The following is a 25,686-nucleotide window of genomic DNA, read 5'->3' on the forward strand; positions in this document are numbered from 1 at the left end:
CTGGTGACGCTGTCGCTTCGCTTTTTACGCGAGTGGACGCAGCGCGGGATAAAGTGCGTGATAGCGCTGATAGGCTTCGTCATATGACGAGATCAGCGCCTGTTCGGGTTCAATGGTGCGGGCCGTGCGAGGTGGCGTACAAATCGCAAATGGGTCGGCACCGCTGGCGGCGATCAGTCCGAGGCGCGCCGCACCGAAAGCCGCACCAAAATCGCCTTCTTCAGGCAGGGAAATAGGCACATTCAATGCGGTAGCGATTGATTTCAGCCAATAGGAAGAGCGCGAGCCGCCGCCCACAGCGATGAGGGACTTGATTTCTGTGCCTGCCGACTGGAGCGCCACGAGATTGTCACGGATGGCAAAGGCCACGCCTTCAAGCACCGCCTGCGTCATCGCGTTGCGATCGGTTTCATGCTCAAGGCCGCTGAATACACCACGGATTTTCGCGTCATTGTAAGGCGTGCGTTCGCCGGACAAATAAGGCAGGAAGGTCACACTGCCGGGTGCTTTGAGTGTATCGCCAAGTTCCGTGTCGAGCGCATGCGGGGTTGCGCCAACGATACGGGAAAACCAGTCGAGCGCACTCGCGGCAGACAGGATAACGCCCATCTGATGCCATGTACCGGGAAGCGCGTGACAAAAGGCGTGAACCGCACTTTCAGGCTTTGGCTGGTAGGCGCCATTGGCCGCAAACAGAACGCCCGACGTACCAAGCGAAACGAAAGCATGTCCGGGCTGGACCGTTCCCATGCCACAAGCAGAAGCCGCGTTATCGCCTGCGCCACCTGCAACGACAGGAGCATTTGTAAGCCCCCAACGCGCGGTGAGTTCAGCGCGCAAGGTTCCGGTGGCATCGCTGCCTTCGGCAAGCTTAGGCATATGGTTCTCAGTCAGGCCTGTCTTTGCGAGCAGCTCAGTTGACCATTTGCGCGCGCCGGTATCGAGCCAGCTCGTGCCAGCCGAATCCGACACATCGGACACATATTCGCCGGTCAGCCAAAGGCGCAGATAATCCTTTGGCAAAAGAACCTTGCGGGTGCGGGCAAAAATATCTGGTTCGTTGCGGGCGACCCAAACGAGCTTAGGCGCGGTAAAGCCGGGGAAAACGATGTTTCCGGTGATGGCGCGGAAGGCTGGATCGGCGTCAAGTTCTGCCGCTTCCCTATAGCTGCGTGTATCGTTCCAAAGGATGCAGGGGCGTAATACCTGATCGTGTTCATCAAGCAACGTCGCGCCATGCATCTGGCCTGAAAGGCCGATCCCCGCAACGGCTGCAAACTCTTGGGGATACGCCGCGCGCAGACCGTCAATGGCTGTTTCGCAAGCCTTGATCCATTGCGCCGGGTCCTGCTCACTCCAGCCGGGATGAGGCCGGAAAACGTCGAGTTCACCATGCGCTGAGCCTATCAACTTCTGCTCGCTGTCGATCAGAAGCGCCTTTACGCCGGATGTTCCAAGATCAAGGCCGAGATACATAATCGCTCCTGTGGATTTGTCGTTTTGCCTGCGCTTCAGTCGAGCTGCGGCAGGTTGTCTTTCAGAAAGATTTCGATGCGGATATGTTCCTGCCCGGGAACAATTGCCAGGCGATCTGCCGTTGCTTTAAGAACACGAATGGCACTGCGGATTTCATGGCCCGCATCCTGTGCAAGGACTGCATGAACGAGACCGTCTTTCAGGGCCTGCGATGTGACGTCGTCACGTTCATGGGCGATAACGAGGGGCTGATTGTCATTTCGGGCAGCCGCAAGTGCTCGTACAAGTCCGCTGTTGCCCGCACCCAGACTATAAATTCCTGCAAGGTCTTTGCGGTTTTTTAGCAATTCAAGCACGAGCTTTTCGACGCGCGCGCCTTCATCGAAACCTTCCAGAACCGGCAGAATCTCACGCCCGGAAAAATCGGACTCCATGGCGCTTTTAAAGCCTTCAAAACGCTCCTGATGGTCGTGCACTTTCAGCGAGCCGGCGATGACCGCGATGGCTCCATTGGTGCCACTTGCAAAAAGGCCCAGCAGCCGCGCTGCAGTGCGTCCGGCAGCGCCGTTATCGATGCCGACATAATGTTCGCGGGATGAATTGCCGAGGTCTGAAACAAGCGTAACCGCATGAACGCCCTGTTCCGCGAGGCGTAAGCAGGCGTCGCGCACCGGGTCGGTATCGACCGCAACAAAAGCGACACCATCAGGTTTGCGTTCCGCACTCGCTTGCAGCGCTTCAACGAGTGCTGCTTCATCAAATGCCGGTACAAGCACGAGATTGATGAGAACACGCTCGGAAAGTCCGCGTTCTGTTGCCGCTTCAAGCTCTGCCCGAAGGCTCTGCATGAAGGTGTTTTCATTATCCGGCAAAATAAAATCAAACTGATAAAGCCTGCCGCGCGCAAGATTGGCGGCGCCGACATCGCGTACATAGCCAAGCGTGTTCATCGCCTCCGTGACACGGTCGCGAGTCTTTGCTCTCACACCGGGGCGATCGTTCAGCACACGGTCTACCGTGGCGAGGCTGACGCCCGCAGTTCTGGCTATATCATGCACAGTGGGTTTCATTTTCACTCCTCGGAGCGGAACATAGGATCAAAAATGAGGTACGTAAATCAAAAAATGCTTGCTATTCATTTTTGTTCACGTATCAATTGCATCCGAGGATGAGATCTTGCACCTTTGCGGGCAAGACTCACTGGAGTGATCTTGGTGCATTGCACCGCAGGGAGGATCAGCCAGATATGAAATCAAGCAGCTTCGTTAGGGGCTGCTTTGTCGTGCCAGACTCCGGGGGCGGGTTCGTTCGGGGCGAGGATTTATATCAACCGGCATAATGCCGGCGGTGATTGGAGGAACAGTGCATGAAACGTCGTAATTTTCTAACAGGCGCGCTGGTTGCAGCAGCTCTCGGCATTGGCGCAATGGGCGCAACACCAGCTTTTGCATCGCCGGAAAATCCGGTTATCGGTTTTTCCATTGATGATCTGCGCGTTGAACGCTGGGCACGCGACCGCGATTATTTCATCGCGGCAGCAGAAAAGCTGGGTGCCAAGGTCAACGTTCAGTCGGCTGATGGCAACGAAGAAAAGCAGGTCAAGCAGGTTGAAAATCTGATCTCGCAGGGCGTTGATGCCATCGTGATTGTGCCTATGAATTCGAAGGTTTTTGACGCGGTTGTGGCCGACGCGAAGGCTTCCGGCATCAAGGTTCTTTCCTATGACCGCCTGATCCTCAATGCCGATATCGACGCTTACATTTCCTTCGACAATGAGCGCGTTGGTTTCATGCAGGCTGAAGCGGTTCTGAAGGCAAAGCCAGAAGGCAATTATTATTTGCTCGGCGGTTCGCCAACCGACAACAACGCGAAGCTGCTTCGCGCTGGTCAGGAACGGGCGCTGAAGGAAGCGGTTGATTCAGGCAAGGTCAAGATCGTTGGCTCGCAGTGGGTCAAGGAATGGAGCCCGACTGAAGCGCTTTCGATCATGGAAAACGCGCTGACAGCCGCACAGAACAAGGTTGATGCAGTTGTCGCTTCCAATGACGGCACTGCCGGTGGTGCGATTCAGGCACTTGCAGCGCAGGGCCTTGCGGGTAAGACTGCTGTGTCCGGTCAGGATAGTGATCTGGCAGCCGTTAAGCGTCTGGTTGATGGCACGCAGACCGTTACGGTTTACAAGCCACTCAAGCTGATTGCTGAAGAAGCAGCCAAGCTGACCGTGCAGCTGGTGAAGGGCGAAAAGCCGGAGTTCAACGGCAAGATCGATAACGGTTCCAAGGAAGTTGATACGCTTCTGCTCACGCCGACTGCCGTGACCAAAGACAATATCGACATCTATGTAACGGATGGCTTCTACACCAAGGAGCAGATCGAAGGGAAATAGGCCTTCTTTCTGTGAAGCTGAGAATGAGTTGCGGGGCCGGATGCTGGAAACTTATGCTTCCAGCGTCTGGCCTCACATTAAGTTTGGCAGGACTGTCTTTGACAGCGTTGTCGGACAATTTTTTATGTAGATACTGCAAGGTCGTTATTGATGTCCGAATATCTTTTGGAAATGCGAAACATCGGTAAAGAGTTCAACGGCGTGAAGGCGCTGGATGGCATTTACCTGAAAGTGCGCGCGGGAGAATGTGTCGGACTCTGTGGCGAAAATGGCGCTGGCAAGTCCACGCTGATGAAGGTTCTGTCGGGCGTCTATCCCTATGGCACCTGGACCGGTGAAATCTTCTGGGAAGGGGAGGCGCTGAAAGCCAGTGGCATCCGTGACACGGAAGCAGCCGGGATTGTCATCATTCATCAGGAACTGATGATGGTTCCACATCTGTCTGTGGCTGAGAACATCTTTCTGGGTTCGGAGCCGACCAATGGCGGCTTCATCGATTACGATCAGATGAATGCGCGGGCAACTGAACTGTTGGCGCGGCTCAAGATTAACGACATCAATGTAGCATTGCCCGTTTATCATTATTCTGGCGGCAAGCAGCAGCTGATCGAGATCGCAAAAGCGATCAACAAGAATGCCAGGCTGTTGATCCTTGATGAACCGACGTCTGCGCTGACCGCTTCTGAAACGCGGGTTCTGCTTGATCTGATCAAGGACTTCAAAGCACAGGGCATGGCTTGCGTATACATCTCTCACAAGCTCGATGAAGTGGCGGAGATTTCCGACACCGTGACGGTCATCCGCGATGGCGCGCATATCGCGACGCGACCGATGGCAGAACTGACAACGCCTGATATTATCACCATGATGGTAGGGCGCGAGATGAAAAACCTCTTCCCGCGCGAACCGCATGACATTGGCGAGGTGATGTTTGAAGCTCGCAATGTGAGCTGCTGGGGTGTCACCAACCCCGACCGCAAGGTGGTCGACAATGTTTCGTTTGCGTTGAGACGCGGCGAGATTTTGGGCATTGCAGGTCTTGTAGGAGCGGGGCGCACCGAACTCGTATCGAGCCTGTTTGGTGTATGGCCGGGTGCCCATGAGGGGCAGATATTTCTCGACGGCAAAGAAATCAAAATCCGCACGCCGCGCGATGCCGTGCGGCAGGGCATTTGCATGGTGCCCGAGGATCGCAAGCGGGACGGTATCCTTCCGATCATGCCGGTTGGCCATAATATGACGATCTCGGTGCTGGATCGCTTTTCGCTGCGCGGCCTGATTGATAAGGAAGCGGAACTGGCCACCATCCAGCGCGAAATTCTGCGGCTCAAAGTCAAGACAGCTGATCCTATGCTGGCGATCGCGTCGCTTTCGGGCGGCAATCAGCAAAAGGCAGTGCTGTCTAAAATGATGTTGCCCGATCCCAAGGTTCTGATCCTTGATGAGCCGACACGTGGTGTCGATGTTGGGGCGAAATATGAAATCTACAAGCTGATATTCGCGCTCGCCAAACAAGGCGTTGCGATCTTGATGGTTTCGTCGGAAATGCCGGAAGTGCTCGGTATCAGCGATCGAGTTCTCGTGATTGGCGAGGGCAAATTGCGTGGCGACTTCCCGAATGAAAATCTCACCCAGGAGAAGGTTCTTGCCGCTGCTATCGGCAAGCCTGCAACCAATGCGGCCTAGTCTTTGAAGACTGATCTGCAACTAATCTAACCGGTGCATGACATGACGTTGACAGGCAAAAGCCTCAGAAAATTTCTTGCAGAATACAAGATCGTAGCGCTCCTGATTGTGGTGGCTCTCATCTGGGCATTCTTTGCCGTAATGACCTATGACCCGGAAATGGGGCGCTCGCAGTTTCTGACGGCGCGCAATTTCTCCAACCTTCTGCGTCAGATGGCGATTACAGGCATGTTGGCCTCGGCGATGGTGTTTGTCATTGTCGCGGGTGAAATCGACCTGTCTGTCGGGGCACTGCTTGGGCTTCTTGGTGGGGTCGCCGCAGTTCTGGACGTGGTTTACGGTTGGCCATTATGGGCCACAGTAAGTACGGTTCTTGTATTGGGCGTGATACTGGGCGGCTTTAACGGCTGGCTCACTGCCTATCTCGGTATTCCGTCGTTTATTGTCACTCTTGGCGGACAATTGGTGTTTCGCGGTATCGTATTGGGCATCATGGGCGGCGTCACTATTGCGCCGATTTCGTCGGATTTCAAATATATCGGACAGGGTTATCTGCCGGGCTGGCTCGGTAACGTCTGTGCTATGGTCCTCTTCACAGTGCTCATACTGATCACGCTGCGAACCCGCGCCAGTAAACGAAAGCACAGTCTGCAGACACTTTCACCTGCGATGGAAACCGCTCGTCTTCTTGGCACAGGCGTCCTGATCCTTGGCTTTATCCTGATACTCAACAGCTATCAGGGGGTGCCGGTTCCAGTTCTGGTTTTGCTGGTCATTCTGGGTGTTTTCACCGTCATTTCCCGCCAGACGGTTTTCGGGCGGCATATTTATGCTGTCGGCTCTAATTTGGAAGCGACGCGTTTTTCGGGCGTCAATGTGAACTTCGTCAAGATGGCGGTGTTTGCGCTGATGGGCTTGATGGCTGCGGTTGCCGGTCTGACAACGACGGCGCGCCTTGCAGCAGGAACGCCTTCAGCAGGCTTCGGTGGCGAACTGGATGCGATCGCGTCGTGTTTTATTGGTGGCACGTCCATGCGCGGGGGCGTGGGATCGGTCATTGGTGCGCTGGTCGGTGCGCTCATCATGTCGAGCCTCGACAATGGCATGTCTATGCTTGGTGTCGATACCTTCTGGCAGCAGATCATCAAGGGCAGCATTCTGGTGCTGGCCGTTTATCTCGATATCGTTTCATCAGGCACGCGTCGCGCCTGATAAGAGTTGAGCGCCCGATGCGGGTGGGGGAGTATCGCGCAGAGCCATAAAGGTTCTGCGCGATATTATTATCTAGCTCTTTTCGTCGCCGCTTGGGCGACCAATGCTGAGCAACTGGTATATTATCAGCGCTGCAAAAGTGGACGTTCCAATTCCGCCCAGCGCAAAATCACCAATATTGACGGTAAAATCGCCAGCACCAAAAATCAGGGCCACACCAACTGTGAACAGATTGCGCGGGTCGGCGAAATTGACCTTGTTCACCACCCAGATACGCGCCATCGCGGATGCGATGAGACCGAAGACGGATATAGCAAGGCCTGCGAGAACCGGCGCTGGAATGGTCTGCAAGATCGCGCCGAACTTTGGTGACATGCCGAGCGCAATTGCGACCACCGCAGCGATTACGAAGATCAGGGTCGAATAAACCTTGGTCATAGCCATAACGCCGATATTTTCGGCATAGGTGGTGACGCCTGTGCCGCCGCCAGAACCGGAAATCATCGTGGCAAGACCGTCACCCAGAAAGCCGCGACCGATATAGCGGTCCATATTCTGGCCGGTAATTGAGCCAAGCGCTTTGATGTGTCCAAGATTTTCAGCGACAAGAACGATCGCGACCGGTGCAATCAGTGTGATTGCTGGCCAGGTGAACTCGGGTTTAGCAAAGGCAGGCAGGCCGAACCATGCGGCCGCACCGACAGGGGCAAAATTGATGCCGGGAACCATGCCCATACCATTGCCGAAAATCAGCACGAGGCAATAGCCAAACAGGAGCGCAAGCAGCACAGCAATGCGCTTCGTGGCGAGCGGACCATAGGCCGAAATCATCGCCATGCAGAGGACCGTAAGCATTGCGATGGTCATATGCGCGCCAGTGCCTTTAAGCTGACCAACTGCCACAGGTGCAAGGTTCAGGCCGATGGCAACGCCGATTGCCCCGGTCACAGCAGGCGGCATGAGTTTCTCGACCCAGCCTGTTCCTACCGTCATAACGATGAGGCCGATCAGGGCATAAAGCGCGCCACAGGCGATGATGCCGCCAAGCGCCAGACCGATATTGGGATTGGGGCCGCTGCCGGAATAGCCAGTAACGGCTATGACAACCGCAATGAAGGCAAAGGACGAGCCGAGATAGCTCGGAACACGCCCGCCGGTCATCAGGAAGAACAACAATGTTCCGATGCCTGAGAAGAACACCGCAACATTGGGATCAAACCCCATAAGTAAAGGTGCAACGATCGTGGACCCGGACATTGCCAACAGATGTTGGATGCCCATCGGCACCGCAGCTGCGGTTGGAAGCCTCTCATCGGGCAATACAGTGCTGTTATTGGTAAGCCGCCATTTCGGGAAGTAAGACATAGACCCCTCATACTCATATTTATCAAAGTGCATTTATCCGCATTCCATGCGGATCGCCAGTGTCTATGAGTAAGAGAAGCGAAGCTGAATGTTTTAGCATTAAACCGTGAGGGGCTTCCTTACACGCGAGCGCGAAGCTTTCTCAATGGTGCGACGAAGCTGCAAAGGGCACAGGATTTATGCTTTAAGGAAGGAACGTTCATGCTCGACGGACTCGGTTGCGTTGCTCCCCGCCATTGGGGTGTTGTAAGCCCCGATAACAAAAGAGGCCGGAACATCATAACAAATGTTCCGGCCTCACAATGTATAAGCCTTCGCATTAAGCGAGGGGTTTTTTGCCACCCGTGGCCTGCTTCCGATAATTGCATCCCTTTGCCTCGGGCAGCGAGCAATGCCGGAATTTGACCACTGACACGAATATGACTCTAGCGAAGCTCCTGAATTCGACGTTTGAAACTGAATCTGAGTCAGCAGGGGTTCAAACGTCAAACTCAGTCCACCAGAATGGAACGATCAGAACTTGTAGGCGACGCCCAGTCTCAGATCGTTTGTACGCAATCGGCTTGAGTACCCACCTTCATTGTCGCCTTCAGTTTGCTTTCCAAAATCGGTAAAGCGATATTCCAGCCTCAGAATGACATTGTCGGTTGCTGCATAATCCACACCAGCGCCGACCGTGTAGCCTGTTTTCCACGATTTGCTGGTGAACTGATCATCACCAACCGGATTAGGATCTAACGAAGTTGTGTTGATGGTTTGCTTAATGCGCCCAAAGGCAACACCACCGGTAACGAATGGAAGAAAGCGATCTACCGCATACCCGGCTCGAGCGCGAACAGATCCTGCCCAATCGAGCGATTGGCTATACTTTGTCTGTTCGCCGTCCATATCGGTGAAGGTTTGATTGCCAGTCATGCGTGCATAAATAGCGTCGGCTTCGACACCCAACACGACATTCTGCCCCATATCGAAGTTATAGCCACCGTAAACGCCGCCCAGAAAGCCGTTTGATTTTGGTTTGATGGTTAAATTATCTCCGATGTCACCCGGAATATCGGCGTCTGGTCCAGTCCATGCGTTAATCTTCGGGCTAGCCCAGCCATAGCCGACCTGGCCACCGATATAGGCACCTGCCCAGCTGAAGGCCGGGGCAGCGATTGCAACAGGAGCTGGCTCTTGAGTCATGACAGCATCAGCCGCATGGGCAGTGGACAGGGCGCCGGTCGAGAAAATTGATAGCGCGATAAATGTCTTGATTTTCATAAAATGCCTCGATCTGAATTTAACAAGATGAACTTTTATTAGCTTTTAATTTAATCTAAAATCGCAATTTGTTGGGCTGTAGATATATTTTGACTAAATATCGATTATATTAAATAAAAAATGTCAGATATAACAACATACATATATTATATACTATAGAGATTTCTGAATATATTTCTTATCTATGATATATTGTTTATTATATCACATTATAAGAAGTAAAAATTGACATTGTATTAAATATTGTCCCCAAAGTTGGTACCCGGGGATGGGTTGAGAGCCAAGTGCTTTTAAAAAATGCTGTGCTTGGCGGAACAGACTATATCGCTGATCAACACGACCTTGGTTACGATGTTGGTACCACACCACCAGATTTTCGAACGCATGATCATGCGCCGTGTACGCGGGACAGGTCTTTAATTTTAACAGGGGATAGTCCCGGCACACTTGCGCACTATGTAACCTCCTTGCACGTATCGGTTTCAAGGAGGAAACGGCAATGCAGCATCGAATCCACGAGAACATGGAAGTAATCGGAGCGGATGGCGTTCATGTTGGAACGGTTGATCGCCTCGAAGGCAATCGTATCAAGCTTAAGAAAACTGATAACTCAGCAGCTCACCGAGATCACCATCATTATATCGAACTCGGCTTCGTCGCCGACATCGAAAGCGATGATAAGGTCAGGCTATCGGCCAACGCCGATGTCGCCGTAACCCTTGAAGAAGAAGACTCAGGAAAGCCGGTCGATCTTTGACGGTTTGAATCTTTGCGCAAAAGTGAGGCAGCCTCTTCCCACAAGGGCGGCCTTTCTTTTGTGGAAGCCGTAATCAAGTTGCGTCTGCGACAGAGCGCTGATTGTTATTTGTGGACGCCATTACGAAAGCTGACAATCCTGGTCGCTTTAATTGGTGATCTCATACAATAACATTCTGATAAAATTTCGTGACTTGCCCTCCTCTATCGGAAGGCAGATTGTCATTATCAAACATCAGCAAAGAAGGCAGTGAACTCATGGGAAACTTCAAAGCATTTACGTCTATAAGCGTGATCGCCTTGCTCTCGTTTGCACTGTCTGGATGCGTGAGTGAGTCATATTCCTATGACGGCTATAGAAATTATGACCCGTCATATGGTGGTTATTATTCGGGGTCGGACGTTATCTATCGCTCTGGCCCGAGATATAACTCACGGTATTATAGAGATAATCGTTACTACCGTAATGATTCGTATCGTGAGAGATCTCGCTCGAGACCGGAGCGGCGTCCTGAAAATACCAGGCCGACTTATCGCTCAGACAAGCGGCTTATCGTTGTGCCGAGCAGTAATCAGTCAACCGATACTCCCAACAACTCAGGACCAATGCGTATTTTCAAGAGAGAGTCCCATAACTAGGGCTGGTCTGCCCTCGGTTTTGAAGGTCTCGGAATCCAAGGTAGCTTGATTAAAGTTCTGTCGAGAAGCGCACGATATGCGCCGCAGCGCTCGTGTCATCTGTCTATCTGATTTTGTTGAAGAATTTGCTGGCTTGGTCTGGATTCGAACCAGAATTAACGGAGCCAACCAAAGGAACATAGGTGGTGATGCGTTTATGGGAAGCTGGCCGCTCAGTTTAACCGCAGTCGGTTCCGACGAAGGGCCAAATGACAAGCGCAGCGAACAGTTGAATGTGGCTCAGCGGAGTGCTGGAAGAAACGATGGATGAGGACCTTGCCGTCATCGAGGAGGAACTGGAGGCATCGTAGGACGCACCAACGCATTCGCCACCGACACCACCATGAAGCGGCCTTGTGCTTACCTCAAGGACGTGCTGGCCCGCCTGCCAACGCTGCCAAATAGCCGCATCGGGGAATTACTGCGGCATCACTGGATGTTGGCTGACTAGTCTGGGGCGTCAAGGGCGCGCGGCGGGCGCTTACGATTCACTGGTTTCCTTATTTCTTCTTTTTCCCTTGATCGTGATGCCACTTAATGGCGAAGAACATGCCGGTGCCTAACACGAGAAACTTGAACGCAAAGAATACTATAGGGAACCAATCCATCGTTTTGAACATTTCCAGGCTATTATTTGACACTATTTATCGTGAGGAGCATTACCTCAAAACTGCTGCTTTAGCGGCTTCACTTTTTGTTCAAACCATTGTCGAATCCAACTTTGGACTGGCCCTGAATTAGTCGAGAGTTTCCGACATTAGATAGCCGTTTGGCTCTCATAAGAGATTGGCGCTTTATATCCGAGAGCGGAGTGTCTGCAAATAGGATTGTAGAGGCCATCAATATACTGTCCAATAGCTCTAATGCCTGCTTCAGCGCATACACTGACGAAAGTGGAACGCTGGTTTCCCACACCGTTTTAATCACAGGCGGATTGATCCAATAATGACCTATAAAAGCATTTAAGCGAACAGCTGGCCACAGGGTGATGGGAAATTGTACCGTTGCTCTGAATAGAAAAGATATTAAGAACAGGGAGTTAGCAGAGTTAGTAGATTGCGGTTTGCGCAGGTACAAACCAAAAAAATCCGAAAACCTAATGAAATCAATTGGCTGGGGAACCTGGATTCGAACCAAGACCAACGGAGTTGGAGTCCCGGGCAATATGTTGATATATAATGACTATTTTGCAAAATTATGCATATCACTCCCTTCGTGAAACAATGAGTTAGATATAAAACGCAAACCGATTTGCAGCAATTTCGTTCGATGGCCTCACTTCTAAATGCTAGCTTCACTCGGGTCGATTAGACGTCAGCTTTCGAGCCTATTGTGGTCATGGAGCAATTGCAGGATGCTTTCCGAAAGCCGAAGTAGCTGTTGCAGATCAATCCGCGCAACAGTATACTATTCGGGTCGGAAAAGGCAGACTTGGTGTGGTCCAGCCCAGGTCCTTTCGGAAACGAAAGCTCTGTCCGTGCCTCATGCATGAGTCCCGCGACGAATGTCGGACGCTGTTCAAGCGCCCGTTGTTCGTCCGTGTGGTTCTCAAACCGACGAACCGCTCCGGTCGAACACCACGAAGGAGTAGTTCATGCATATCCTCGATCAGGCTCACTATGATGTCGTCATCGCCGGTGCTGGCCCTGTCGGACTTTTTCTCGCCTGTGAGTTGCGCCTCGCCGGCGTGTCAGTGCTGGTGCTGGATCAAGCCGAGGACCCTTACTCTGCTCTGAAGCGCTTGCCCTTCGGCGTGCGCGGCCTTTCGGCACCTACCATCGAAACCTTCTACCGTCGCGGCCTACTAGACAAAATGGCTACACCGCAACGGGCGAAGGGTGGCTCAGGCGGTAGCAGCGCGGCGACCGGCGCGCATTGGATGCAACAGCAGCGTCGTCCAGGCGGACATTTTGCCGGCATCCAGTTTTACCATGACCACATTGACACCTCGAAATGGCAGCACCGCCTGCCAAACTCGGCCAGTCCCAGCATGGCGGTGACGATGGAGCACCTTGAATGCATCCTGACTGATCGCGCCATCTTGTTAGGCGTCGAGATCAGGCGCAACGTTGGTGTCGAAGGCTTCGAGCAGACGGCCGAAGACGTGACCGTTCGCGCCGGTAGCGAGATTTTTCGCGGACGCTGGCTCGTCGGTTGTGATGGCGGACGAAGTACGGTTCGCAAGGCCGGCGGCTTCGCTTTTGTCGGTACCGACCCGGAGTTCACGGGCTACTCCGTGCAGGTCGAGATGGCTGATCCTGACAAGCTCAAGCTGGGCCGAAACTACACGCCCACGGGCATGTATACCTATCAAGCGCCCGGCACAATCGCGATGGTCAATTTTGACGGCGGTGCTTACCATCGAACCCAGCCGGTTGTGCTGGATCATGTACAAAAAGTGCTGCGTTATATCTCCGGCACCGATGTTACGGTGACCGCGCTCGATCTTGCCACCACCTGGACCGATCGCGCTTTTCAGGCAACGGCTTACCGCAAAGGGCGGGTGCTGCTGGCCGGCGACGCTGCACACATTCATTCTCCGCTCGGCGGTCAAGGGCTTAACCTCGGGCTGGGTGACGCGATGAACCTTGGCTGGAAGCTTGCCGCTACCATCCGTGGCGACGCGCCCATCGGCCTGCTCGACAGCTACATGATCGAACGCCATCCGATCGGTGCGCAGGTGCTTGACTGGTCACGCGCGCAGGTCGCCCTGATGCGGCCTAGCCCGGCCACGCGAGCGCTTGAAGCAATTATCCGTGACCTGATCGACACGCGCGACGGCGCGACTTATTTTGCAGAGCGCGTGTGGGGCGTTTCGCTTCGCTATGATTTTGGCGATAGCCATGCGCTGGTGGGGCGCAGCGCGCCCGACTTCGAGTTGATCGATGGAACGAGGCTCGGCGACCTCCTCGCGACAGGGAAGGGCCTATTGCTGGACTTTGAAGCTACAGGGTCGCTTCACACGCTGGCAAGCCGCTGGGCCGAACGCATTACCTATGTCGCAGTTGATGCCAAGGATCGACTTGGCTTGAGTGCATTGCTTGTGCGACCGGATGGCGTTATCGCTTGGGTAGGTGAGACTGCATCTTACGATGCGGCAGCTGCCGAAGCTATGTCGCGGTGGTTCGGCAAACCTGACGAGGTACGTGAACCGGCCTGAACCGTCTCATCCACAGCTTTGGGCCGAATGTCCGCCTCCCACCCCGTTTCAGTCACGTGTAGATCGATCGAATAATGCAACATAGAAGCGTTTTGGCAGACAGCTGATGCCGAGAGGTTTGGAACGTGTACCGTTGTTTTAGAATTAAACGATAATAAAAACAGTGAGTTAGACTTCTCAAGAAACCGTAGTTTGCAAAGTTTACAAACGAAAGATAGCCAAAAATGTAGATTAGCCAGAAAAAAACTAATGAAATCAATTGGCTGGGGAACCTGGATTCGAACCAAGACTAACGGAGTCAGAGTCCGTCGTTCTACCATTAAACTATTCCCCAGCAGGGTGCGCATATCAGCTTTATTTTTCTGAGGCGCTATGCCGACTAAAGCTTGAAGCTTCGTTCGTCGACGGCCTCCATCTAGCGAACTCAAACGATGAGTGCAAGCCCTTCTTTCAAAAAAATCGTGGCAAATTCAGTTATTTCGCAGTTGCGCATGGAAAGAACCGGTTTGTAGCGAGGTGCTGTCCAGTTTGAGCATAAAAAAAGCCCGGCAGCAGAGTGCGGCCGGGCAAAGGGGCAGGCTGGCCGAGAGGGGACCCGGCCTGTGAAGGTGGCGCCTGCCAGATGTTCGTTCAGCAGATGTGGCGCGTGGCTTCGACACGCAAGCGGGCATCTGCCAAGGCGGCCAGTATACGGGTCGGATCGTCCGCACCGCGCTTGTGGATTGCCGTATAAATGTCTCCGCTCTGCAACCCGATATCCTTCAGAAGGTGATTGTCGAGCTCATTGAGGCGAAGCACATGGCGTCGGTTTCGGAAAAGCGTCCAGCGACGCATAACCGACGTAAACACGGCATTTACCATTTGCTTGAGCACGGAGGTCGTTGCGCTCGTTGTCGGTAAGGGTGTCATGGTGGTCTTGCTGATCGCTGTCATTGCCGCTCTCCTTCAAGCGCGCTTGGTCAAAATGTTTCTATCGTCAGGTCATTCGCTTTCGCGTCTCCATTCTCTGCGATGGCGCCTTTATCCAATAATTGAATTGATTGTTCTAACGAATGTTTTTAATGTAATAGTTCAATAATTATGATGGATGGTACTGATGAGCGCGCCCTTGGATCTTGACCAGTTGCAGACCTTCATCGCCATTGCCGATACGGGTAGTTTTACCAAAGCGGCAGACGCTGTTTTCAAAACACAATCAGCGGTTTCCATGCAGATGCGCCGCCTTGAGGAGCGCATTGGAAAGGCGCTTTTTGAACGCGACGGGCGCGTCAATCGCCTGACCGAAGATGGCGAAAGGCTGCTGCTTTATGCGCGCCGTATGTTGCTGCTGAATGGTGAGACCATGGCGGCTTTTGATGATACGCAACTCGAAGGCCATGTGCGCATCGGCACGCCCGATGATTACGCAGATCGGTTTCTGCCAGAAATCATGGCGCGATTTGCACGCTCCAATCCGCGTGTTGAGCTATCTGTGGTATGCGAGCCGACTGTCAATCTCGATGAGATGATCCGTCGTGGAACGCTTGATATTGCCCTTGTGACCCAGTGCGATGACAAACGACGGTCCGAGGTGGTCCGTACTGAGCCGCTTCTGTGGGTGACGTCTGCCAATCATGCGGTACATGAGGAGGCCATGCTTCCGCTTGCGGTGGGACGTCCGACCTGTATCTGGCGTCACGCGGCAATCGACGTGCTTGAACAGGTTCAGCGCGATTATCGTATTATCATTACGAGCTGGTCTGCGACTGTTCTTGCGGCCGCGGTGCTGTCCGGTCTTGCGGTATCGGTTTTGCCGGAATGTGCGCTGAGGCCGGGAATGCGTGTTCTGGGTGTGGCCGATGGCTTTGGCACTTTGCCGGAATTCGGCATCGGCATCATGCGCGGCCATACCAAACAGAATGCAATCGTTGATGCGCTGGCCCAGCATATCATTGAAAGTCTTGATAATATTTCTTCGCCAGCACCCGCTTCTATGGTTTCCGCTGAAATTGCATCGTTCCCTTCTGTCCGCACACGTCGTGTGCGCAGCAACGAATTGCTGCCAGGCTGGTGACCGTGCATAATCGAAAAAGGCGGCGTCTTGACCAGTTGACCGGAGGGGGTGGCTGGTTGCCTATGATGGGATGAGCATGGGTTCCGATTCTACACCAACCGGCACCGCTTCGAATGTAGCGGAATATAGCGTTTCCGAGATTTCCGGCGCTTTGAAGCGTACGGTCGAGGATACGTTTTCGCATGTGCGCGTGCGCGGTGAGATTTCCGGTTATCGAGGTCCACATTCGTCGGGTCATGCCTATTTTGCTTTAAAAGATGATCGCGCGCGGCTTGAAGCGGTCATCTGGCGCGGTTCCATGGGACGTTTGCGCTTTCGTCCTGAAGAGGGAATGGAGGTCATTGCCACTGGCAAACTGACAACCTATCCAGGTTCTTCCAAATATCAGATCGTCATCGAGCAGATGGAGCCCGCAGGTGCGGGTGCCTTGATGGCACTCCTCGAAGAGCGCAAGCGCCGTCTTGCCGCCGAAGGACTGTTCGATCCGGCAACGAAGCAGCTTCTGCCTTACATGCCGCGTGTGATTGGCGTTGTGACATCACCAACGGGCGCGGTCATTCGTGATATTATTCACCGCATTTCGGATCGTTTTCCGCTGCATGTGATCGTCTGGCCGGTGCGCGTGCAGGGAGATACCAGCGGCGCAGAGGTGGCCGCGGCGGTTGAGGGGTTTAATGCATTGGCCGAAGATGGTGCCATTGTGCGGCCTGATGTGCTGATTGTCGCGCGTGGCGGCGGTAGCCTTGAAGACCTCTGGGGTTTTAACGATGAGATCGTCGTGCGGGCAGTTGCAGCATCGCATATTCCAGTGATTTCGGCTGTTGGCCACGAGACCGACTGGACCTTGATCGATCTTGCCGCGGACATGCGTGCGCCAACGCCGACAGGGGCTGCCGAAATGGCCGTGCCCGTCAAAGCTGATCTGGTGGCAACGGTTGCAACACAGTCTGCGCGTCTTGCTTCTGCAATGTCGCGGTTCATTGATTTAAGGCGCCAAGCGTATCGTGCTGCCGGTCGGGCTTTGCCATCTGCTGATCAGCTCCTGGCTTTGCCGCGTCGGCGGTTCGACGAGGCTGCATCGCGTCTCACACGCGCGCTTTTTGTGAATACGCAAAAGAAGCGTGTGCAATTTGAAGGTCGTGCGCGTCAATTGTCACCGCGTCTTCTGCAACGCGGATTTGACGAGCAGAAACGTAATATGAAGCTGCTTGGCCAGCGGTTGCCGCGTGCATTGGAAGCGTTCTTGCGCGAACGTCGCACGGTGTTTGCAAGACGCGCCGACCGGCTCGCGCCCGAACCTCTACTGCGACGCACAGCGCAGGCCAGGACCGCTATCGATCAACTCGATCGCCGCCGTGATCAGGCTATCGGCTTGCTGCTCGAACGCATCAGACGCCGTGGACAGGAGCTGGAAAGGCTTATGCGCACGCTGTCTTATGAAAGCGTGCTGGAGCGCGGCTTCGCGATTGTTTTCGATGCGGAAGGCAACCCGATCAAACAGGCAACGAGCGTTTCCGAGGGTGATGCTCTGTCGATTCGTTTCCGTGATGGCGATGTTTCCGCAACTGTTGGCGAAACTCCGGGAACACCTTCGTCCAAAGGTCCGACACGCAAAACATCGTCGTCTCGCCCCGGTGGGCAGGGATCGCTATTTTAGCAACAGTCGCCGATAGATTGCCCCATGATTGCCTCGTCACTGCACGTAAGTCGCAGATTATGTTGTTTTCTTAAGGCTGGCTTAAGTTTGTTCTTCTCTTTCTCAGCACATATTCGCTGACGTGTATTCCCAATGGGAAAGCGCGTGGTTTTAGAGCATCTCCAGCAAAAAGTGCGCGAGCCTTTGTGCTGGGTGATGTGAAATACAAATACGGAGAGCGGGTCTGACAACGCCGTTTTGGCTGGAGCCGATCTAACTCGTGCAAATGAAAGAGTGTTGAATGTCGCGTAAATTTTCTCAAGGCAGTGGCTTGCCGCTTTTGCCCAATGGCGTAACGAGCCGCCGTACTTTTCTCATTGGTGCGAGTGCCTTAGTGCTTTCTGGTTGCGTTTCGACAGCCCAACAGGGAAGGCCTGTCAAAGCCGCTGTGGAACCAGCTCCTGTTCGCGCTGTTCCGGCAATGTATGAGGCGATGCCCTATGAGCAGTTCCCTCTGCCAGCCGTGAATGTTGCCAAGGTCGATCCAAAGTTCTGGCGACAGGAAGTCGATTATCCGACTGACGAGAAAGTTGGCACGGTCATTGTCGATACGCCGAACAAATATCTCTACCACGTCCGTGGCAATGGCCGCGCAATGCGTTATGGCATCGGCGTCGGCCGTGATGGCTTCTCATGGGCGGGCCGTGCGATCATTGCTTACAAGCGCCAATGGCCACGCTGGACCCCGCCGGACGAAATGGTCGCTCGTCAGCCAGCTCTTCAGCCTTACAGCATTGCCAATGGCGGTATGCCTCCCAGCTTGAAAAATCCGCTCGGCGCACGCGCGCTTTATATTCACAAGGATGGTCGGGACACGATCTACCGCATTCACGGTTCGTCGGAAGAATGGAGCATCGGCAAGGCGGTATCGTCTGGCTGTATCCGTCTGCTCAATCAGGATGTCATCGACCTTTATAACAATGTGCGCGACGGCAGCACGATTGTCGTGATTCCCGATCCGACAAAAGGCACGCAAGTGACGAGCTGAATGTAAACAAGGGCGCGATTATCGCGCCCTTTTCCATTCTGTTTGGTGTCTTGATCAGATGCCTGTTTGTTTACAGATCACAACGCGCCAACCATCAGGGTCTTCATAGGTAAAGCTACGGTCAATCCAGTATGGGTTCTCAGGTACGACTGGAGCATAACCTTTATCCCGCATACGGTGGTTCAGCTTTTCGTAGGCATTCTCGTCAGTGATATAAATCACAAGCAGATTGTCTTCTGAGGGCGCCCGACAAGGACTACCTGCCTGATGCTCGGTGAATTCCAGATGCGCGGCTTTTCCGGGCAGCCCGAGCATGATGCCATTATATCCGTCATGATCTGCAAAAGAACCCAGCTCCGGCAGACCAAGACCATCTCGGTAGAAGGTAACGACTTCGCTGAATTTGTCGGTTGGCCGGGCAAAGCGGATCTGCACCGGTATTGCGCCTTCACCCAGCGTGAGAGAGGTCGATTGGGTATTCATTGTCGTCTCCTTTAGTTCTGCCCGGAAGAGGCGGTTATGGTTTGTACTGTTCGCCAGAGCGACGGACCTTGCATGACGATGACGCCTATGGCGACCAATGCAACACCAGCAATGCGGGAAGGGGTGATTGCCTTGCTCGCAAAGCCCACGATGCCGAAATGATCGATAAGCACAGACGCGATGAGCTGACCGGCAATGACTGCCGTCATGAAACCCGCAGCACCCAGCCTTGGTGCGAGAAGAATTGCAGCGGTGATGTAAAGCACGCCAGCAATGCCGCCGATCCATATCCATTTGGGTTGCCCGGAGAGGCCAGCAAAAGTTGGAAGCGAAACTTTCATCGCCAGCATCACCGGCAATACGCAGATCAGGCTGATAAGCAGTGAGATAACCGTTGCCCAGAGTGGATGGCCGAGCGCCCGCCCCAGCGAGGCATTGGCGCCTGCCTGAAATGGCACCACCGCACCCGCAATGAGAGCCGCGAAGAGAAATGTAAGTGATCCTTGAGCCTGCATGGAAAATCTTCCTGTGTTCCTTTGGCTCTGATCTAGTTATAGATAATAAGAATTTGAAATTCAGATTACCGGGGCAATTATGCATCAGGCGAATAATCTACGGAATGTCGACCTCAACCTGTTGGTGATTTTGGATGCGCTTCTGACGGAGCGTCATGTGTCGCGTGCAGCGGTGCGGCTCAATATGAGCCAACCCGCAGTCAGTCACGCGCTGGCGCGTCTGCGCGAGTTACTCGATGACCAACTGCTTATTCGGGAAGGTGCAGGTCTATCTCTGACAATCAAGGCAATGGAAATTACCAGGCCGCTTACGGAAGTGCTATCGGGCGTCCGCAGTGTACTTGGCCCGCTTGGTTTTGAACCTGCAACCACGCGGCATCGCTTTCATCTCTCCATGTCGGATTATGGCGGCAATATTGTGCTGCCTGGATTGGTCAGAGAGTTACGAAACGATGCGCCTGGCATTGACCTCGCGATCAGCCAGTTCAGCCGCGAAGGCATGATCGCACGCATTCTGGATGGCGAGATCGATCTGGGCTTTGGGGTGTTCCCGCATTTGCCTGCTCAGATCGCTGCCGATGTGCTGATGAAGGATGAATATGTGTGTCTTCTGGATCGCCGGAGCCTAGAAGGACGGCAATTCGATGCCGATATTTATTTTTCGCGACCGCATGCGCTTGTAGCAGTGCGTGGTGACGCGACGACCGAGATCGAAGCAAGCCTGAAAATTGCGGGATACACACGGCATATCGCGGTGGTTGTTCCTCACTGGAGTGTCGCGCCACAACTGATCGCAGGCACTGATCTTATCCTGACGATAGCGCGTGGTGGGCTTAAAAATCTGCCGCCGGATGACAATCTTGTTGTCCTGCCTGCACCTGTAGCGTTGCCGCCAGTACCGTTTGTGCAAATATGGCATAAGCGCCGGGAAAGTGACCCGGCGCATCGTTGGTTGCGGACGAAGATAACCTCCGTTTTATATGGAGATTAATACGCGTATTCGAGGAAGATCGGCTCAACTGAACCGGCCCAAACACTGTTATAGGCTTTGAGCATGCGCTCCGCATCGGTAATGCCAGCAGCGACAATTTCTTCCAGTGGTGCCAGGAAATGTGTTTCGTCAAATCCATCGGCGTTCAGCTTGTTGCGGTTGAGAAGGCCGAGACGCGAGATTTCAAGCGTCTTGCGGGCGATCTGCGCAACCGGCTTACCACGGAATGAAGCATTGAGCGCTTTTGCAGGAACATCATTGCGCAAGGCCAGAACTTCTTCATAGGTCCAGTCTTTTGTCAGATCTTCTGCGGCATCGAGCGCTTCGTCGTCATAGAGCAGGCCAACCCAATAGGCAGGCAGGGCGCAGATACGACGCCACGGACCACCGTCAGCTCCGCGCATTTCGAGGAAGCGCTTGAGGCGCACTTCTGGGAACAGTGTCGACAAATGGTTGGTCCAGTCGCCCATATTCGGCACAGGATCGCTGACTTCGCCCTTCAAAGCGCCATTCATGAACTGGCGGAAAGTCACATGCGTGCAGTCATGATAACGACCGTCGCGCAGGATAAAATACATCGGTACATCAAGCGCCCATTCGACATAATCGATGAAACCGAAGTTTTCGGAGAAGACAAACGGCAACACGCCCGAGCGCTGGTTGTCAGTATCGCGCCAGATATTGGAGCGCCATGACTGAAGACCGTTTGGCTTGCCTTCGGTGAAAGGAGAACTGGCAAACAGCGCTGTCGCAATGGACTGCAGCTTCATCGAGACCTGCATCTTACGGCGCATGTCTGTTTCAGAACCAAAGTCGAGGTTAACCTGAACGGTCGACGTGCGGTACATCATGTCGAGACCTTCATGCCCGACTTTCGGCATGTAGTTGCTCATGATTTTATAGCGCGACTTCGGCATGACCGGCGTTTCAGCCAATGTCCATTTTGGACTGCCACCAAGACCCAGGAAACGAATGCCGAGCGGCTCGGCAATCTCACGCACTTGCGAAAGATGGGCGTTCACTTCACGACAAGTCTGATGAATGGTCGAAAGAGGCGCGCCGGACAGTTCAAACTGGCCGCCCGGTTCGAGCGAAATCGCGCCTTGTCCCGTAGGCTCGACCAGGCCGATGATGTTGCCTTCATCGATGATTGGCTCCCAGCCAAGCTTGGCCTTCATACCTTCCAGAATGGCCTTGATGCCGCTCGGGCCTTCGTAAGGAACAGGACTGTTGTTTGCAACGTAGAAAGGAAATTTCTCGTGCTCGGTGCCGATGCGCCACGCATCTTTCGGCTTGCTGCCTTCGGCAAGATAGGCTGCGAGTTCTTCAACACCAGTCAGTGCTGTTTCATCGGTCGTGTCGCGCGCCATGCGTATTGTCCCTAGTCGGATTTATATTTGTCAGCGTGATTGGACAAATTTGTCAAATCACGCAAGTCAATTTCATTGATGATTGGATTTTCTCAAATTCATGCTGTTGCTTTCCAGTCGCCCAACACCGCCTGTACCAGCGTCAATGCTGCAACTGCGGCCGTATCTGCACGCAGAATTCGCGGGCCCAGCGGTATCGCTGTTACAAAGGGAAGGCTGCGCAACTGCTGTCGTTCGATCTCTGAAAACCCGCCTTCAGGGCCGATCAGAACCGCATAAGGGCCGGGCTGCAAGCTGCCCAGAATGGTCAGCGGATCATCCGTTTCATGGCCTTCATCGCAGAATATGAGACGACGTGACGGATCCCATTGTTCCAGAAAACGATCAAAACGCAGAGCATCGCGGCATTCTGGTATTGCCAACACCCCGCATTGTTCGGCAGCCTCGATGGCATTGGCCTTGATACGATCTGTCCCAAGCTTGGGTACCTGCGTATGCTGCGTTACGACGGGCTGCAAAATGCCCGCGCCCAGTTCAACGGCTTTCTGCACCATGTAGTCGAGCCGCCCCTGTTTCAGCGGCGCGAAACAATAGAGCAGATCGCATGGTGCTGGTTGCGGACGTGTTTGCTCGACTGCTTCAAGAAACAAGCGCTTCTTGCCCTCAGGCCGCAACCGCATTTTCCATTCGCCATCCTGTCCGTTGAAGGCGAGGATTTCGTCGCCGTCCTTCAATCGCAGCACATGCGTCAGATAATGAGCGGCTTGCGTCGGCGCTTCCACGTTTACGCCATCGCCAAGGCCGGTCTCGATATAAAGTCTCTGCATTTTATAATTCGCGCGCATGATCGCATCGATGGCAGAGGGCTGGCCCAATGGTCAAGCTTTTTGGTTGGTCGGGGAGATTTGAATGCGTAGCTACACAAACATTTGATGGGACTAATAAAGTAGTTGCATTGAACTAGATTGTATCCATATAGATATGAAGCTATCTATTTGAATGGAATTTAAGTGATGAAACAAGCCTGGGGCGAATTTGCACCGCTGTTGTCAGCCAATGCCCGTGGATGGCGTAAAGCCTTCGATGCCGCAATGGCGGAACACAACCTCTCGGACGCAAAAGCCATCCCGCTCATGACGCTTTTACGGCATGGTGATTGCATTCCTCAGGGTGTGCTTGCCGAAAGAGTCGGAATTGAAGGAGCAACCATCGTCCGTGTCGTGGATGAATTGGAAAAGGAAGCCCTGATCCGCCGAATCCCTGACGATACGGATCGCCGGGTCAAGCTCATTCAGTTGACGGATGAGGGGCGGATCCTTGCGGCCAAGGTAGAAAAGACTGCGGCGCGTCTGCGAATGGCTTTTCTTGGCGACCTTGATCCTGATGCCGTTGATACCGCGATGGATGTGTTGCGCAAACTTCACGAGAAATTCCAGAACCCGTCTTCCTGACCGGAAGGCACACAGACATTCTAATGAACATTCCAGAAGCCAATGATTAAACCCGCTGAAACATTGCCGCGATTTTGGGACGTGGTCTTCTCACTGAAGACCTTTGCGGCCGCCATGCTTGCGCTGTGGATTGCCCTGATGGCAGACCTTCCCAACCCATATTGGTCGGTTGCGGCTGTCTATATCGTTGCGCATCCGCTTTCGGGCGCTACAACGTCCAAGGGTTTCTATCGTTTGATTGGTACAATTATTGGCGGTGCGGTCACGATTCTCTTCGTGCCGCATCTGGTCAACTCACCTGAAATTCTGACGCTGGCAATCGGTCTGTGGATGGGACTTTGTCTTGCCATCAGCCTGCTGGATGGCACGCCACGCAGCTACCTTTTCATGCTGGCTGGTTATACCGTCGCTATTGCGAGCTTTGCGGTTGTCTCTTCGCCCGCCACGACCTTTGATTATGCGGTGGGCCGTGTAGAAGAAATTGCCATCGGCATCATTTGTGCGTCCCTCGTCAATCGTTTGGTATTTCCGCGCCATAGCGGTCCCGTTCTTGTCGCACGTATCGATAACTGGCTGCGCGACGGCTCCAAGCTTGCCGTTGCAACGCTGCGTGGGGACGGCGATAGCCCGGAATTCAGGCGTGACCGCCAGCGGCTCGCAGCTGATGCTCTCGAACTGCGAAATCTGACGACACATATCGCCTATGACACATCATCCATCCGCAACGTCGGAATGCTTTTGCATGTGTTACAACAGCGTATGGTTGCCGTTCTGCCGATTGTTTCCAGTCTGCATGATGTGTTGGTCCTCAAGCCCGGCGAGAGCGAAAAGCCGTGGCATCCTGCGGTGCAGAAGCTTCTGGATGAAGCTTGCGACTGGCTTGAAAGTGGAGAAGCTCTGACGGAACAGCGCCGGGGAATGCTTCTTGGCTATCTTGATGAAATCGAAAAGCATGGCAGAGATGCGGATAGCTGGGATGAATTGCTGCCGTTCAATCTGGCGGCGCGTGTGCGTGATCTGGTCCAGATCTGGAGCGACTGCATTACGCTGCGTCAGGACATTGTTTCCGGTTCGCGTCATTCGCTACGTTGGCGCCGTTACGATGCACATCTGAAGGCCCGTCCGCAGCACAGAGATTATGGCATGGCCTTTCTTTCTGGCTTCTCGGCCTTTCTCGCGACGTGTATTGCCACGACATTCTGGATTGCGACCGGCTGGTCGCAGGGTAGCGCCGCCGCCATGATGGCAGGGATATTCTGTTGTATTTTTGCGGGCATGGACGATCCCGTCCCGGTGATGCGCAAATTCAACTGGTTGCTACTGATCGTGATTGCTGCGGCATTTGTGTTTGAATTTGCATTATTGCCGCTGGTCGATGGGTTCTTCCCGTTGGTGCTCGTGCTTGGCCTGTTTCTGATCCCTGCCGGTCTGCTGCTTGCGATCCCATCGCAGTTTTTGCTCGGTATGGTGCTATGTGTGAACCTGCCAAACATGCTGATGCTGCAAGGTCATCTGACGCATGATTTTGTGAGCTTTGCCAATGTCAATCTGGCCACCGTTCTGGGTATCGTCATTGCTGCGGTGGTAACATCAATTGTGCGTTCGGTCGGTGCCGAATGGAGCGTGCGTCGCCTCGTCAGAGCAGGCTGGAATGACATTGTGCTTGCAACCGAGCGTCAGCCGGGCCGACATCGTCGTCAGCGAATGAACCGGTTGCTGCTCAAAATGATTGACCGCATCGGCATGATGACGCCGCGCCTTGCTTTGATACCGGCTGCGGATATTGCCAAGGTTGATCTGTTGCGAGATTTGCGCAACGGCATGAACACGATTGATTTGCAGCAATATCGTTCAAAGCTGCCAGATCCCTGCCGTGATGCGGTGGATTTGGTGCTGGACGGCGTTGGTGCGCATTATCGGGCCCTGTCGCGTGACGCCAGGTTGGAAACACGTGACGATATCGATGCTGATCTTCTGGCTGTCATCGATCAAGCCATCACAGCCATCATTGAAAATGGTTCACCAGCAACTGCCAAACGGCCACGTATTGCGCTGGTTGGCTTGCGCTTCAACCTGTTTCCGAAAGCTCCGCCCTTTGCCCTTCCACCGCAGCCACAGCTTGAGCTGCCACAGGCCGCATAAGGCATGCGCTTCGTA

General features: G+C 53.8%; 21 protein-coding genes and 1 tRNA gene. 12 read left to right on the plus strand and 10 right to left on the minus strand.

Features of this window, described 5'->3' with window-relative positions; translation table 11 throughout:
• Positions 1 to 24: 24 nt before the first annotated feature.
• Together xylB and CEV32_RS01115 are read right to left on the minus strand one after the other, a co-directional pair.
• Entirely contained in the window at positions 25 to 1,476 is a 1,452-nt protein-coding gene (gene xylB / locus CEV32_RS01110) for a xylulokinase (RefSeq protein ID WP_094573603.1), read from the minus strand.
• Positions 1,477 to 1,511: 35 nt separating this feature from the next.
• Entirely contained in the window at positions 1,512 to 2,546 is a 1,035-nt protein-coding gene (locus CEV32_RS01115; protein WP_094573604.1) for a LacI family DNA-binding transcriptional regulator, read from the minus strand.
• Positions 2,547 to 2,842: 296 nt separating this feature from the next.
• Between CEV32_RS01115 and xylF the strand changes: the two genes are divergently transcribed.
• From xylF to CEV32_RS01130, 3 genes are all read left to right on the plus strand, one after another.
• On the plus strand, positions 2,843 to 3,862 hold the full coding sequence (gene xylF / locus CEV32_RS01120; RefSeq protein WP_094573605.1) for a D-xylose ABC transporter substrate-binding protein: 1,020 nt from the start codon (positions 2,843 to 2,845) through the stop codon (positions 3,860 to 3,862).
• 150 nt (positions 3,863 to 4,012) lie between these two features.
• Positions 4,013 to 5,548, plus strand: coding sequence for a xylose ABC transporter ATP-binding protein (locus CEV32_RS01125; RefSeq protein ID WP_094573606.1), 1,536 nt, complete (start codon positions 4,013 to 4,015; stop codon positions 5,546 to 5,548).
• A gap of 42 nt (positions 5,549 to 5,590) precedes the next feature.
• Positions 5,591 to 6,760, plus strand: coding sequence for a sugar ABC transporter permease (locus CEV32_RS01130; protein WP_094573607.1), 1,170 nt, complete (start codon positions 5,591 to 5,593; stop codon positions 6,758 to 6,760).
• Between the two features lie 72 nt (positions 6,761 to 6,832).
• Here the strand turns inward: CEV32_RS01130 and CEV32_RS01135 are convergent, their stop codons facing one another.
• Positions 6,833 to 8,125 (minus strand): solute carrier family 23 protein, encoded by a 1,293-nt coding sequence (locus CEV32_RS01135; protein WP_094573608.1) that lies wholly within the window; start codon positions 8,123 to 8,125, stop codon positions 6,833 to 6,835.
• A 513-nt stretch (positions 8,126 to 8,638) separates the two neighbouring features.
• Positions 8,639 to 9,388, minus strand: coding sequence for an outer membrane protein (locus CEV32_RS01140; RefSeq protein WP_094573609.1), 750 nt, complete (start codon positions 9,386 to 9,388; stop codon positions 8,639 to 8,641).
• Positions 9,389 to 9,887: 499 nt separating this feature from the next.
• Here CEV32_RS01140 and CEV32_RS01145 point away from each other — a divergent pair, with 499 nt between their 5' ends.
• The 3 genes from CEV32_RS01145 (at position 9,888) to CEV32_RS01165 (ending at position 13,982) form a co-directional block, all read left to right on the plus strand.
• Complete coding sequence (locus tag CEV32_RS01145; RefSeq protein WP_094573610.1) at positions 9,888 to 10,145, plus strand: DUF2171 domain-containing protein; 258 nt, start codon at positions 9,888 to 9,890, stop codon at positions 10,143 to 10,145.
• Between the two features lie 714 nt (positions 10,146 to 10,859).
• Entirely contained in the window at positions 10,860 to 11,093 is a 234-nt protein-coding gene (locus CEV32_RS01150) for a hypothetical protein (RefSeq protein ID WP_094573611.1), read from the plus strand.
• Positions 11,094 to 12,416: 1,323 nt separating this feature from the next.
• On the plus strand, positions 12,417 to 13,982 hold the full coding sequence (locus CEV32_RS01165) for an FAD-dependent monooxygenase (RefSeq protein ID WP_094573614.1): 1,566 nt from the start codon (positions 12,417 to 12,419) through the stop codon (positions 13,980 to 13,982).
• Positions 13,983 to 14,242: 260 nt separating this feature from the next.
• Here the strand turns inward: CEV32_RS01165 and CEV32_RS01170 are convergent.
• Both CEV32_RS01170 and CEV32_RS01175 read right to left on the minus strand, forming a co-directional pair.
• Positions 14,243 to 14,316, minus strand: a tRNA-Gln gene (locus CEV32_RS01170).
• Between the two features lie 296 nt (positions 14,317 to 14,612).
• Positions 14,613 to 14,915 carry a DUF1127 domain-containing protein gene (locus CEV32_RS01175; protein WP_094573615.1) on the minus strand — a complete coding sequence of 101 codons (303 nt, stop codon included), beginning with the start codon at positions 14,913 to 14,915 and terminating at the stop codon, positions 14,613 to 14,615.
• Between the two features lie 163 nt (positions 14,916 to 15,078).
• Here CEV32_RS01175 and CEV32_RS01180 point away from each other — a divergent pair, with 163 nt between their 5' ends.
• The 3 genes from CEV32_RS01180 to CEV32_RS01190 all read left to right on the plus strand — a co-directional run bounded on the left by CEV32_RS01180 (position 15,079) and on the right by CEV32_RS01190 (position 18,719).
• Positions 15,079 to 16,035, plus strand: coding sequence for a LysR substrate-binding domain-containing protein (locus CEV32_RS01180; RefSeq protein WP_094573616.1), 957 nt, complete (start codon positions 15,079 to 15,081; stop codon positions 16,033 to 16,035).
• A 76-nt stretch (positions 16,036 to 16,111) separates the two neighbouring features.
• A complete protein-coding gene (xseA, locus tag CEV32_RS01185; protein ID WP_094573704.1) occupies positions 16,112 to 17,692 on the plus strand; it encodes an exodeoxyribonuclease VII large subunit in 1,581 nt (526 codons plus the stop codon).
• A gap of 280 nt (positions 17,693 to 17,972) precedes the next feature.
• Positions 17,973 to 18,719: a L,D-transpeptidase gene (locus CEV32_RS01190; RefSeq protein WP_094573617.1), complete on the plus strand. Its 747-nt coding sequence runs from the start codon at positions 17,973 to 17,975 to the stop codon at positions 18,717 to 18,719.
• Positions 18,720 to 18,773: 54 nt separating this feature from the next.
• On the opposite strand, the gene CEV32_RS01195 is transcribed toward CEV32_RS01190, so the two are convergent.
• Together CEV32_RS01195 and CEV32_RS01200 are read right to left on the minus strand one after the other, a co-directional pair.
• Positions 18,774 to 19,202: a VOC family protein gene (locus CEV32_RS01195; protein ID WP_094573618.1), complete on the minus strand. Its 429-nt coding sequence runs from the start codon at positions 19,200 to 19,202 to the stop codon at positions 18,774 to 18,776.
• A gap of 11 nt (positions 19,203 to 19,213) precedes the next feature.
• The gene (locus tag CEV32_RS01200) at positions 19,214 to 19,717 is read right to left on the minus strand and encodes a DMT family transporter (RefSeq protein WP_094573619.1); all 504 of its coding nucleotides are present in this window, start codon (positions 19,715 to 19,717) and stop codon (positions 19,214 to 19,216) included.
• A gap of 79 nt (positions 19,718 to 19,796) precedes the next feature.
• Here CEV32_RS01200 and CEV32_RS01205 point away from each other — a divergent pair, with 79 nt between their 5' ends.
• Positions 19,797 to 20,708 carry a LysR family transcriptional regulator gene (locus tag CEV32_RS01205; protein WP_094573620.1) on the plus strand — a complete coding sequence of 304 codons (912 nt, stop codon included), beginning with the start codon at positions 19,797 to 19,799 and terminating at the stop codon, positions 20,706 to 20,708.
• Here CEV32_RS01205 and CEV32_RS01210 read toward each other — a convergent pair.
• Both CEV32_RS01210 and CEV32_RS01215 read right to left on the minus strand, forming a co-directional pair.
• A complete protein-coding gene (locus CEV32_RS01210; RefSeq protein ID WP_094573621.1) occupies positions 20,705 to 22,078 on the minus strand; it encodes a glutamate--cysteine ligase in 1,374 nt (457 codons plus the stop codon). The two genes, CEV32_RS01205 and CEV32_RS01210, sit on opposite strands and share 4 nt — an antisense overlap.
• A gap of 98 nt (positions 22,079 to 22,176) precedes the next feature.
• Positions 22,177 to 22,923 (minus strand): 16S rRNA (uracil(1498)-N(3))-methyltransferase, encoded by a 747-nt coding sequence (locus tag CEV32_RS01215; RefSeq protein WP_094573705.1) that lies wholly within the window; start codon positions 22,921 to 22,923, stop codon positions 22,177 to 22,179.
• 168 nt (positions 22,924 to 23,091) lie between these two features.
• Between CEV32_RS01215 and CEV32_RS01220 the strand changes: the two genes are divergently transcribed.
• Together CEV32_RS01220 and CEV32_RS01225 are read left to right on the plus strand one after the other, a co-directional pair.
• Complete coding sequence (locus tag CEV32_RS01220) at positions 23,092 to 23,529, plus strand: MarR family winged helix-turn-helix transcriptional regulator (RefSeq protein WP_094573622.1); 438 nt, start codon at positions 23,092 to 23,094, stop codon at positions 23,527 to 23,529.
• Between the two features lie 42 nt (positions 23,530 to 23,571).
• On the plus strand, positions 23,572 to 25,671 hold the full coding sequence (locus tag CEV32_RS01225; RefSeq protein WP_094573623.1) for an FUSC family protein: 2,100 nt from the start codon (positions 23,572 to 23,574) through the stop codon (positions 25,669 to 25,671).
• Positions 25,672 to 25,686: the final 15 nt, after the last annotated feature.

Source organism: Brucella rhizosphaerae (assembly GCF_002252475.1).
Lineage (GTDB): Bacteria > Pseudomonadota > Alphaproteobacteria > Rhizobiales > Rhizobiaceae > Brucella > Brucella rhizosphaerae.

What these genes read in the sequence shown, in the direction of transcription:
- CEV32_RS01130 (WP_094573607.1), top strand. Translation starts at nt 5,591, where the DNA reads ATGACGTTGACAGGCAAAAGCCTCAGAAAATTTCTTGCAGAATACAAG.
- CEV32_RS01125 (WP_094573606.1), top strand. Translation starts at nt 4,013, where the DNA reads ATGTCCGAATATCTTTTGGAAATGCGAAACATCGGTAAAGAGTTCAAC.
- CEV32_RS01115 (WP_094573604.1), bottom strand. Translation starts at nt 2,546, where the DNA reads ATGAAACCCACTGTGCATGATATAGCCAGAACTGCGGGCGTCAGCCTC.
- CEV32_RS01145 (WP_094573610.1), top strand. Translation starts at nt 9,888, where the DNA reads ATGCAGCATCGAATCCACGAGAACATGGAAGTAATCGGAGCGGATGGC.
- CEV32_RS01180 (WP_094573616.1), top strand. Translation starts at nt 15,079, where the DNA reads ATGAGCGCGCCCTTGGATCTTGACCAGTTGCAGACCTTCATCGCCATT.
- xseA (WP_094573704.1), top strand. Translation starts at nt 16,112, where the DNA reads ATGGGTTCCGATTCTACACCAACCGGCACCGCTTCGAATGTAGCGGAA.
- xylB (WP_094573603.1), bottom strand. Translation starts at nt 1,476, where the DNA reads ATGTATCTCGGCCTTGATCTTGGAACATCCGGCGTAAAGGCGCTTCTG.
- CEV32_RS01225 (WP_094573623.1), top strand. Translation starts at nt 23,572, where the DNA reads ATGATTAAACCCGCTGAAACATTGCCGCGATTTTGGGACGTGGTCTTC.
- CEV32_RS01150 (WP_094573611.1), top strand. Translation starts at nt 10,860, where the DNA reads ATGCGCCGCAGCGCTCGTGTCATCTGTCTATCTGATTTTGTTGAAGAA.
- CEV32_RS01220 (WP_094573622.1), top strand. Translation starts at nt 23,092, where the DNA reads ATGAAACAAGCCTGGGGCGAATTTGCACCGCTGTTGTCAGCCAATGCC.
- CEV32_RS01190 (WP_094573617.1), top strand. Translation starts at nt 17,973, where the DNA reads ATGTCGCGTAAATTTTCTCAAGGCAGTGGCTTGCCGCTTTTGCCCAAT.
- CEV32_RS01205 (WP_094573620.1), top strand. Translation starts at nt 19,797, where the DNA reads ATGCATCAGGCGAATAATCTACGGAATGTCGACCTCAACCTGTTGGTG.
- xylF (WP_094573605.1), top strand. Translation starts at nt 2,843, where the DNA reads ATGAAACGTCGTAATTTTCTAACAGGCGCGCTGGTTGCAGCAGCTCTC.
- CEV32_RS01195 (WP_094573618.1), bottom strand. Translation starts at nt 19,202, where the DNA reads ATGAATACCCAATCGACCTCTCTCACGCTGGGTGAAGGCGCAATACCG.
- CEV32_RS01200 (WP_094573619.1), bottom strand. Translation starts at nt 19,717, where the DNA reads ATGCAGGCTCAAGGATCACTTACATTTCTCTTCGCGGCTCTCATTGCG.
- CEV32_RS01165 (WP_094573614.1), top strand. Translation starts at nt 12,417, where the DNA reads ATGCATATCCTCGATCAGGCTCACTATGATGTCGTCATCGCCGGTGCT.
- CEV32_RS01215 (WP_094573705.1), bottom strand. Translation starts at nt 22,923, where the DNA reads ATGCGCGCGAATTATAAAATGCAGAGACTTTATATCGAGACCGGCCTT.
- CEV32_RS01175 (WP_094573615.1), bottom strand. Translation starts at nt 14,915, where the DNA reads ATGACAGCGATCAGCAAGACCACCATGACACCCTTACCGACAACGAGC.
- CEV32_RS01210 (WP_094573621.1), bottom strand. Translation starts at nt 22,078, where the DNA reads ATGGCGCGCGACACGACCGATGAAACAGCACTGACTGGTGTTGAAGAA.
- CEV32_RS01135 (WP_094573608.1), bottom strand. Translation starts at nt 8,125, where the DNA reads ATGTCTTACTTCCCGAAATGGCGGCTTACCAATAACAGCACTGTATTG.
- CEV32_RS01140 (WP_094573609.1), bottom strand. Translation starts at nt 9,388, where the DNA reads ATGAAAATCAAGACATTTATCGCGCTATCAATTTTCTCGACCGGCGCC.